Consider the following 7,420-nt stretch of genomic DNA (forward strand, 5'->3'; position numbering starts at 1 on the left):
TGCATGAGAACCATGCGGAAGTGAAATTCTTGTGAGGTTTGCTAAGACCGTCTGAACTGTCTATTTTTACCTTGTAATAGTGTACTTGCTGTCTTTCATAAGATGTACGGAATACCAAAGGGGGTATATTTTATGGAAGATAAAGTTTCTTATAGGATTGATAAAGATGAAATCAATCAACAGAAAATGCAATTAGTTGTAATAAATCGTCGCCCACAATATTTACAGAAACCGCAGGAAGTTGCCAAACGAGAAATCGCAAGGCAGCTTTTTCAGATTTTTCGGAAATATGAATGATGTAATTGAAGGACTGTCTGTTCAATGCTATAATATAAGTGTGGGCGGCTTATGTCATAACGTCTTGTTCGGAGGTAACGAACATGATGTATGACGCATTATATGGACGCCAGTCAATCGAAAAAAAAGACAGTATATCCGTTGAAAGCCAGCTTGAATATTGCAGGTATGAAACTCATGGCGACCCTTATATCGAATATGCCGATAGAGGGTTTAGTGGGAAGAATACGAACCGACCGGATTTTGAAAAAATGATGAATGATATTCGGGCGGGGAAAATTAAGCGCGTAATTGTTTATAAGTTAGACCGTATTAGTCGTTCAATCTTGGATTTTGCTAATATGATGGAAGTGTTTCAAGAATATCATGTAGAATTTGTTTCTTCAACAGAAAAGTTTGATACTTCCACACCCATAGGCAGAGCCATGTTGAATATTTGTATTGTCTTTGCTCAACTGGAACGAGAAACAATACAAAAACGTGTTACTGACGCTTATTATGCAAGAAATAAGAGGGGTTTTTACATGGGTGGACGTATTCCTTATGGGTATCGCTTAAAGGAAACTATCATTGACAATATCCGCACTTCCATGTATGAAGAAGTCCCGGAAGAAAGCGAACAGCTAAAACTTATTTATTCGTTGTATGCTGACCCGGCTAATTCTCTTGGCGACATTATACGGTATCTCAATAAGCATGGTATTAAGCAATTACGCGGAGGAAATTGGACTTCTGCAAGAATAAGTGAAATGCTGAGAAATCCTGTATATGTGGAAGCTGATATTGACGTGTATAACTTCTTCAAAAGTCAAGGAGCAGATGTTTATAATCCGGCAAGCGATTTTACAGGTTATAATGCCTGTTACCTATATAAAGGAACGGTATCAACAACAAGAAAACAGTGTGACCTTACGGACAAGGAAATAGTATTAGCACCACATAAAGGCTTTATTTCTTCTGCCACATGGTTAGCTTGCAGGATACGCTGTCTAAATAATCGCCAGTCAACACAAACTTGTAAACCGAAGAACTCATGGCTTACAGGAAAAGTAAAATGTGGAAACTGCGGTTATGCTTTGGTAATTCGGAAAGCAAAAACAAAATGGGGACGATATTTCGTTTGCAGTCAATCGGGACATAACGGTAACTGTAAAGGAACGGGAAGCACTGTTTATGCAGACGTTTTAGAGGAATATATGTTAAAAGCCATTCGTGAAAAGCTGTCTGAATTTAAGAAGCTATCAGATGAAGAAGAAAACAAATCTGTACCTAAAGTATCAAAGAACAAAATCCGTTTGACACAAATAGACGAGGAAATTAACGACCTGCTTTCCAAAGTAGGAAGTGCAAACGCTATCTTGATGAAGTACATCAATGATAAGGTTTCCGAGTTAGACACTGAACGCCAAACTTTACAGGAAGAAATCATTTCTCTTACTTGTACGCATACAGAAAACAAAATGGGACAAATAACAGACCATGTAAAGAAATGGGATAACATTTCCTTTGAAGATAAACAGGCAGTTGTTGACGCTTTAATCAAAGTTATCAAGGTGGCAAACGGGAATATTGAAATCACATGGAAAATCTAAGGCGGTTTTATCCGCTATCATTTTTGAGGTAAATCTACTTCAATCTTCCCGTTTCGGTGAAGCCCTGCGCGGCCTCCAGGACCGTCTGGACAGCCGGAACTTTTATGCCTTCAATCCCAGCTTTGACCAGGCGGCGGCTCCCCAGGGGCCTGGCGGCTGTATGAGACAGGGAAACGCATAAAAAACCAGAAATCACATGAGGCGGAAACGTCTGAAATAAGGACGGCCGGATAAAAAAGGCCTGGCGGCTGCAGATCGGTGCAGCTGCCAGGCTTTTCCCATACCCCGATGGCAGATCAGCCGCCTCAGGACATTTTATACTGGAAGGAATCACAGTCGGTACATTCCTTCTTTGTGGGGTTCAGTTCATGGGTCCCCACATGGATCCGGTCCAGTGTGCAGTAATCCGCAGTCCCCGCGTGGTGTACGCAGTTGTGGATGGAGCACTGGATACATTCGTTCTTTTCCTGGTTCATGGTCGTTCACCACCTTTGTTTTCTGGGATGGTGTTAGTATGTCACGGACCAGGAAAATCATGTTGGAAGATATTGGAATCGTTTAAAAAGATTTAATAATATCTCCATTCATGGATTTTACGATTTCTACGGCCAGTTTTACGGTGGCTTCAAAATCATAGTAGGAGGCAATGCCGTGGACGGAATGGATGTACCGCACCGGAACGCCGATGACGATGGACGGGATCCCGTCTAAGGACGTATGGACAATGGCACCGTTGTTGCCGCCGCCCTCCCGGACAGACGCCTGGGCCATAAGACCGCGCTTCTCAGCCAGATCCAGGGCATAGCGCTGGTATCTGGGAGTGCAGATGATGGATTTGTCCATGAAGCGCAGCATGGGTCCTTTTTTGAAGGCCGTCTGGACTGCGTAAGGCTCAGTAAACGTATCGTCTGCCGGACAGCCCTCGAAGCAGATGGCGATCTGGGGCTTTATGTGGTTTACGGCCACCTTCATGCCGCGTTCGCCTACCTCCTCCTGGGAGGAAAGAACACCCACCACGTCCACGTCCAGCTTTTCATCCCTTAACCGGCGGAGCGTCTCGATGAGAGCTGCGCAGCCGATGCGGCAGTCAAAGGCTTTGCCGAACATCAGATCATGTTCTTCATCGTATTCCAGGGTAACATCCGGAACCACCGGCTCGCCGATGCGGATCTTAAAGTTTTCAGCTGCGTCCTTTGCGCTCACAGCGCCGATGTCGATGGAGAGGGAGGAGATATCCGCTGCCCCGGCAGATGCTTTTTCTGAAGCCGACATAAAGTGTACCGGTTTTGCAGCAATGACGCCGGGAAGATATTTTCCCTCAGAGTTTCTCACAAGCACCTTGGAGGAGGCGAGGGAGCCCACGTTCCAGCCGCCTAAGGCCACGAAACGGAGGGTTCCGTTGGGGCGGATGGAATGGACCATGAATCCCACCTCGTCGCTGTGGGCGTCCAGCATGAACACCGGCTTATTGCCGGAGTTGGCAGTGCGGTACATATAGAAGTTGCGCAGGCAGTCCTCTTCGGTGGTATAGCCCTCGCCAATGTGCTTTGCTGCCGCCTGGACTGTCTCGTCCTCGAAGCCGGAAGCGCCCCTGGCGTTGGAAAGATCGGCGATCATCTGGAGTGTTTCCTGATTTACTTTGATTCCCATAAGAATTCCCCTTTTATTTTTTTATAGAGCTGTTAGGCCTCTTTAAACTGGTCTTTGCCGACGGAGCATAAGGGGCATACCCAGTCCTCGGGAACGTCCTCCCATTTGGTGCCGGGAGCGATGCCGTTATCCGGATCTCCGGCTGCTTCATCATAAATGTAACCGCATACTTCGCATTCATATTTCTTCATAGTCAGTTCCTCCTGTGGATAAAATATAGTAGTATATTGTTGTATAACCATTTCCAGAAAAAATTATGCGAGAGACTGGAAAATGGAATCAACCAGAGCTTCCAGACAGTCTCCCTGGCAGTTCTTTAAGGAAGACCGGATGGTCAGACTTTCCTCCAGCACCTTCATGTTCTTTAAGGATGCGAAGGTATCCGTCATATGCTTTACAGACACCGGGGCCCAGGAGCCGTTTTCCAAAAAGGCCACAGTCCGGTTCTGGAGGTTATGGGCAGCGATCTGGTGCAGCAGGGTCTCCATGTTGCAGAAGATCCCATTGTTGTAGGTGATGGATGCAAATACCAGGGCTGAGCAGCGGAAGGCGTCAGCCAGGATATAGGACGGATGGGTCTTGGACACATCGTAAACGGCGATATTGGGTACTCCCCGCTCCGCTAACCTTGCAGCAATGGCATCGGCGGCCTGCTCTGTGTGGCCGTATACGGAGGCATAGGCGATGAGCACGGTTTTTTCCTCCGGCTCATAGGAGCTCCAGCGGGAATATTTCTCCAGGAGCCAGTCCAGATCCTTCCTCCATACCAGGCTGTGGAGCGGGCAGATCATGGAGATCTCCAGCCTGGAGGCCTTCTTTAATAAGGCCTGTACCTGGGGACCGTATTTTCCGACGATGTTGCAGTAGTATCTTCTGGCTTCCGGCAGCCACTGGTTTTTATAGTCTGTTTCATCGGCAAAGATATTTCCGTCGATGGCGCCGAAGGAGCCGAAGGCGTCTGCGGAGAACAGGATCTTCTCCGTGGTCTCATAGGTGACCATGACCTCAGGCCAGTGGACCATGGGGGCCATAACGAAGGTCAGGGTATGGACGCCCAGGGAAAGGGTGTCGCCCTCCTTTACGGGAACCACATACTGGTCCACATCGAATTCAAAAAACTGCTTCATCATATTTGCAGCCTTGGCAGTGCAGACGATCTTCACCCCAGGATACCGGAAGAGGATGTCAGCGATGGAGGCACAGTGGTCGGGCTCCATGTGATTGACGATCAGGTAGTCCAGAGAGCGTCCATCCAGCACAGAGGAAACATTTTCCAGGAGCTGGTGGGTAAATGCCTGGTCGATGGTATCAAAGAGAGCTGTCTTTTCATCTAAGAGCAGATAGGAATTATAGGAAACGCCCCGGGGAACGGGGTATACATTTTCAAACAGGGCGATCCGCCTGTCGTTGGCGCCGACCCAGTAAAGTGTATCGGTGAGTCTTCTGCTGCAGTTCATGAAAAACCTCCTTAAGCATTGTTTCAGAACCGGCCCTGGCACAGCAGGTCCGGCGTTTACCCATATTTTAAAGTGTATGGACAAAGATTTCAAGCAGTTTTGTGTACGAAATAAAATACGAAAAAAGGGTTGACTTTTTCAGCTGAGAGGAATATAATTCATTTGAAATTGATAATTAGTACCAAAAAGAAAAGAGGTGATCCAATGAGTCTGGCAGATGGGATCGTACTGCTCCTGGTGGCGTGCGCGGCAGTGGCCGTGCTGAGATTCATGAGGAGCCAGAAGAAGGCAGGAAAAACGGCCTGCGGCTGCGGAAGTTGCTCCGGGTGTTCTGGAGGCTGCTGCTGCGGCAGAGAAAATGCGAAGGAGGGAGCATGATGCCAATTACTCTTTTGCGTCCGGGAGAGACCGGAGTGGTAAAACGGATCGGGGGAGCTGCCGATACAAGGCGGTTTCTGGCTAATCTTGGATTTGTGGACGGAAGCCAGGTCCGGGTGGTCTCCGAGCTTTGCGGAAATATGATCATCCATATTAAGGATTCCAGAGTAGCCGTCAATAAAGAAATGGCAAAGCACATTATGGTATAGAAACAAGAGCCGCAGGGCCTTAAAAGCCTCCGGCTCCATCAAAGGGCCCACGGGTTAGCCGTGGGCAACTAAAAAACGTGAAGTTAGTATAGGGTAACTAAAACTATGCCAGGAAGCAGATGTGCCCCCATATAAGGGGATGAAAAAGAGGAGGAGGAAGGAGAACGCTATGACATTACGGGAGGTTCCAGTGAGGACAACGGTTTCTGTGGTGAAGATCCACGGAGAGGGGGCATTCCGCCGCAGGATCATGGATATGGGGATCACAAAGGGGAGTGAGATCTATGTCCGGAAGGTGGCTCCCCTGGGAGATCCGGTGGAGATCACGGTCCGGGGATATGAGCTTTCCTTGAGAAAGGCCGATGCGGACAGCATCGATGTGACGGTAAAAGAAGGCGTTTAAGGAGGAGAAACATGAGTATCAGGATTGCTTTGGCGGGAAATCCCAACTGTGGAAAGACCACCATGTTCAACGCGCTCACGGGAGCGAACCAGTACGTGGGCAACTGGCCCGGCGTGACGGTGGAAAAGAAAGAAGGACGGCTGAAAACCTCCAAAGGAGATGAAGAGATCATCATAACGGACCTGCCGGGGATCTATTCCCTGTCCCCGTATACACTGGAGGAAGTGGTAAGCCGTGACTATCTGTTAAAGGAGCGGCCGGAGGCGGTCATCAACCTGGTGGATGCCACCAACATTGAGAGAAATCTGTATCTGACCTCCCAGCTTCTGGAGCTGGGGATCCCGGTGGTCATTGCCCTGAACATGAGCGATCTGCTGGCGAAAAAGGGAGACCGGATCGACACAGAACGGCTTTCCGCGCTCTTTGGATGTCAGGTGGTGGAGACCTCCGCCCTTAAAGGAACGGGCTTAAAGGAAGTGACAGACCAGGCGGTGGATGCTGCAAGGGAACAGAAATGGAAGGCCCCTGGCCGTGTGTTCCCGGCCCGGGTGGAAAGCGCCATATTAAAGGCAGAGGAGGCTCTTGGGGACCGGGTGGAACCGTCTCTGAGACGCTGGTATGCCATTAAGCTTCTTGAGAGGGATCCAAAGGTGGAAGCTGACCTGAAGCTGTCCGCCTCCGCCATGGCATCCATCCGGACAGAGGCGGACAGCCTGGAAAGGGATATGGATGACGACATGGAAAGTATCATCACCGATGCCCGTTACGGCTATATCGGAGAGGTGATCGGAGAGGCTGTAAAGAAAGCGCCGGCGAAACTCAGCACGTCGGATAAGATCGACAGGATCGTTACAAACAGGATCCTGGGACTCCCGATCTTTGCGGCAGTCATGTATTTTGTATATTATATTTCTGTTACCACCCTGGGGACCATGGGTACTGACTGGGCCAACGACTCCTTTGTGGTCGCTGTTCAGGAGGCGGCTGCTGGAGCACTCAGCAGCCTGGGAGCCGGAAGTATGGTGACAGGTCTGGTGGTGGATGGGATCCTGGGAGGTCTGGGAGCAGTGTTCGGCTTCCTTCCCCAGATGGCCATTCTGTTCCTGCTCCTTTCCATCCTGGAGGACTGCGGCTACATGGTCCGCATCGCCTTCGTCATGGACCGGGTGTTCCGTCATTTCGGGCTTTCCGGCAAAAGCTTCATTCCGCTCCTGATCTCATCGGGCTGCGGGATCCCGGGGATCATGGCTTCCCGTACCATTGAAAACGATAATGACAGACGGCTGACCATTATGACGGCTACCTTCGTGCCCTGCGGCGCAAAGCTCCCGGTGATCGCTCTTATGGGCGGGATCATGACGGGCTGGACCACGGGAAATTATGAGGCCGCCGGTTATATCGCTCCCCTCATGTATTTCATCGGAGTGGCGGCCG

The 7,420-nt window shown here is 49.4% G+C and carries 10 protein-coding genes and 1 pseudogene; 7 read left to right on the forward strand and 4 right to left on the reverse strand.

Translation table 11 applies throughout. The features are described 5' to 3' along the window. The first annotated feature begins 132 nt into the window (after positions 1 to 132). The 3 genes and pseudogenes from WIH05_RS13130 to WIH05_RS13140 all read left to right on the forward strand — a co-directional run. Positions 133 to 297, forward strand: coding sequence for a transcriptional regulator (locus WIH05_RS13130; protein WP_337425495.1), 165 nt, complete (start codon positions 133 to 135; stop codon positions 295 to 297). An 83-nt stretch (positions 298 to 380) separates the two neighbouring features. Continuing rightward, positions 381 to 1,889, forward strand: a complete 1,509-nt coding sequence (locus WIH05_RS13135; protein ID WP_337425496.1) for a recombinase family protein — start codon at positions 381 to 383, stop codon at positions 1,887 to 1,889. Positions 1,890 to 1,938: 49 nt separating this feature from the next. Then, positions 1,939 to 2,070, forward strand: a pseudogene (locus WIH05_RS13140) (manganese catalase family protein); the annotation flags it as partial. A gap of 124 nt (positions 2,071 to 2,194) precedes the next feature. Here WIH05_RS13140 and WIH05_RS13145 read toward each other — a convergent pair. From WIH05_RS13145 to WIH05_RS13160, 4 genes are all read right to left on the reverse strand, one after another. Beyond that, the gene (locus tag WIH05_RS13145) at positions 2,195 to 2,365 is read right to left on the reverse strand and encodes a DUF1540 domain-containing protein (RefSeq protein WP_022273387.1); all 171 of its coding nucleotides are present in this window, start codon (positions 2,363 to 2,365) and stop codon (positions 2,195 to 2,197) included. 82 nt (positions 2,366 to 2,447) lie between these two features. Next, positions 2,448 to 3,539, reverse strand: a complete 1,092-nt coding sequence (locus WIH05_RS13150; protein ID WP_022273388.1) for a M42 family peptidase — start codon at positions 3,537 to 3,539, stop codon at positions 2,448 to 2,450. Between the two features lie 32 nt (positions 3,540 to 3,571). Next, on the reverse strand, positions 3,572 to 3,730 hold the full coding sequence (gene rd, locus WIH05_RS13155) for a rubredoxin (protein ID WP_022273389.1): 159 nt from the start codon (positions 3,728 to 3,730) through the stop codon (positions 3,572 to 3,574). A 63-nt stretch (positions 3,731 to 3,793) separates the two neighbouring features. Further along, positions 3,794 to 4,996 carry an FprA family A-type flavoprotein gene (locus WIH05_RS13160; protein WP_022273390.1) on the reverse strand — a complete coding sequence of 401 codons (1,203 nt, stop codon included), beginning with the start codon at positions 4,994 to 4,996 and terminating at the stop codon, positions 3,794 to 3,796. A gap of 204 nt (positions 4,997 to 5,200) precedes the next feature. Here WIH05_RS13160 and WIH05_RS13165 point away from each other — a divergent pair, with 204 nt between their 5' ends. The 4 genes from WIH05_RS13165 to feoB all read left to right on the forward strand — a co-directional run. Further along, the gene (locus tag WIH05_RS13165; protein ID WP_022273391.1) at positions 5,201 to 5,374 is read left to right on the forward strand and encodes a FeoB-associated Cys-rich membrane protein; all 174 of its coding nucleotides are present in this window, start codon (positions 5,201 to 5,203) and stop codon (positions 5,372 to 5,374) included. Then, on the forward strand, positions 5,371 to 5,583 hold the full coding sequence (locus tag WIH05_RS13170) for a FeoA family protein (protein ID WP_158357694.1): 213 nt from the start codon (positions 5,371 to 5,373) through the stop codon (positions 5,581 to 5,583). The genes WIH05_RS13165 and WIH05_RS13170 overlap by 4 nt, the downstream gene beginning before the upstream one ends. A 169-nt stretch (positions 5,584 to 5,752) precedes the next feature. Beyond that, positions 5,753 to 5,986: a ferrous iron transport protein A gene (locus tag WIH05_RS13175; RefSeq protein ID WP_022273393.1), complete on the forward strand. Its 234-nt coding sequence runs from the start codon at positions 5,753 to 5,755 to the stop codon at positions 5,984 to 5,986. 11 nt (positions 5,987 to 5,997) lie between these two features. Then, positions 5,998 to 7,420, forward strand: a 1,423-nt coding sequence (feoB, locus tag WIH05_RS13180; protein ID WP_337425497.1) for a ferrous iron transport protein B, incomplete at its 3' end; no start/stop codon positions are given.

Origin of the sequence: Alitiscatomonas sp. (genome assembly GCF_037242085.1) — a bacterium.
Taxonomy (GTDB): Bacteria; Bacillota; Clostridia; order Lachnospirales; family Lachnospiraceae; genus Alitiscatomonas; species Alitiscatomonas aceti.

Excerpts from the sequence above, each read along its gene's own strand:
- WIH05_RS13130 (WP_337425495.1), top strand. The coding sequence starts at position 133 with ATGGAAGATAAAGTTTCTTATAGGATTGATAAAGATGAAATCAATCAA.
- rd (WP_022273389.1), bottom strand. The coding sequence starts at position 3,730 with ATGAAGAAATATGAATGCGAAGTATGCGGTTACATTTATGATGAAGCA.
- WIH05_RS13135 (WP_337425496.1), top strand. The coding sequence starts at position 381 with ATGATGTATGACGCATTATATGGACGCCAGTCAATCGAAAAAAAAGAC.
- WIH05_RS13175 (WP_022273393.1), top strand. The coding sequence starts at position 5,753 with ATGACATTACGGGAGGTTCCAGTGAGGACAACGGTTTCTGTGGTGAAG.
- WIH05_RS13150 (WP_022273388.1), bottom strand. The coding sequence starts at position 3,539 with ATGGGAATCAAAGTAAATCAGGAAACACTCCAGATGATCGCCGATCTT.
- WIH05_RS13165 (WP_022273391.1), top strand. The coding sequence starts at position 5,201 with ATGAGTCTGGCAGATGGGATCGTACTGCTCCTGGTGGCGTGCGCGGCA.
- WIH05_RS13160 (WP_022273390.1), bottom strand. The coding sequence starts at position 4,996 with ATGAACTGCAGCAGAAGACTCACCGATACACTTTACTGGGTCGGCGCC.
- WIH05_RS13145 (WP_022273387.1), bottom strand. The coding sequence starts at position 2,365 with ATGAACCAGGAAAAGAACGAATGTATCCAGTGCTCCATCCACAACTGC.
- WIH05_RS13170 (WP_158357694.1), top strand. The coding sequence starts at position 5,371 with ATGATGCCAATTACTCTTTTGCGTCCGGGAGAGACCGGAGTGGTAAAA.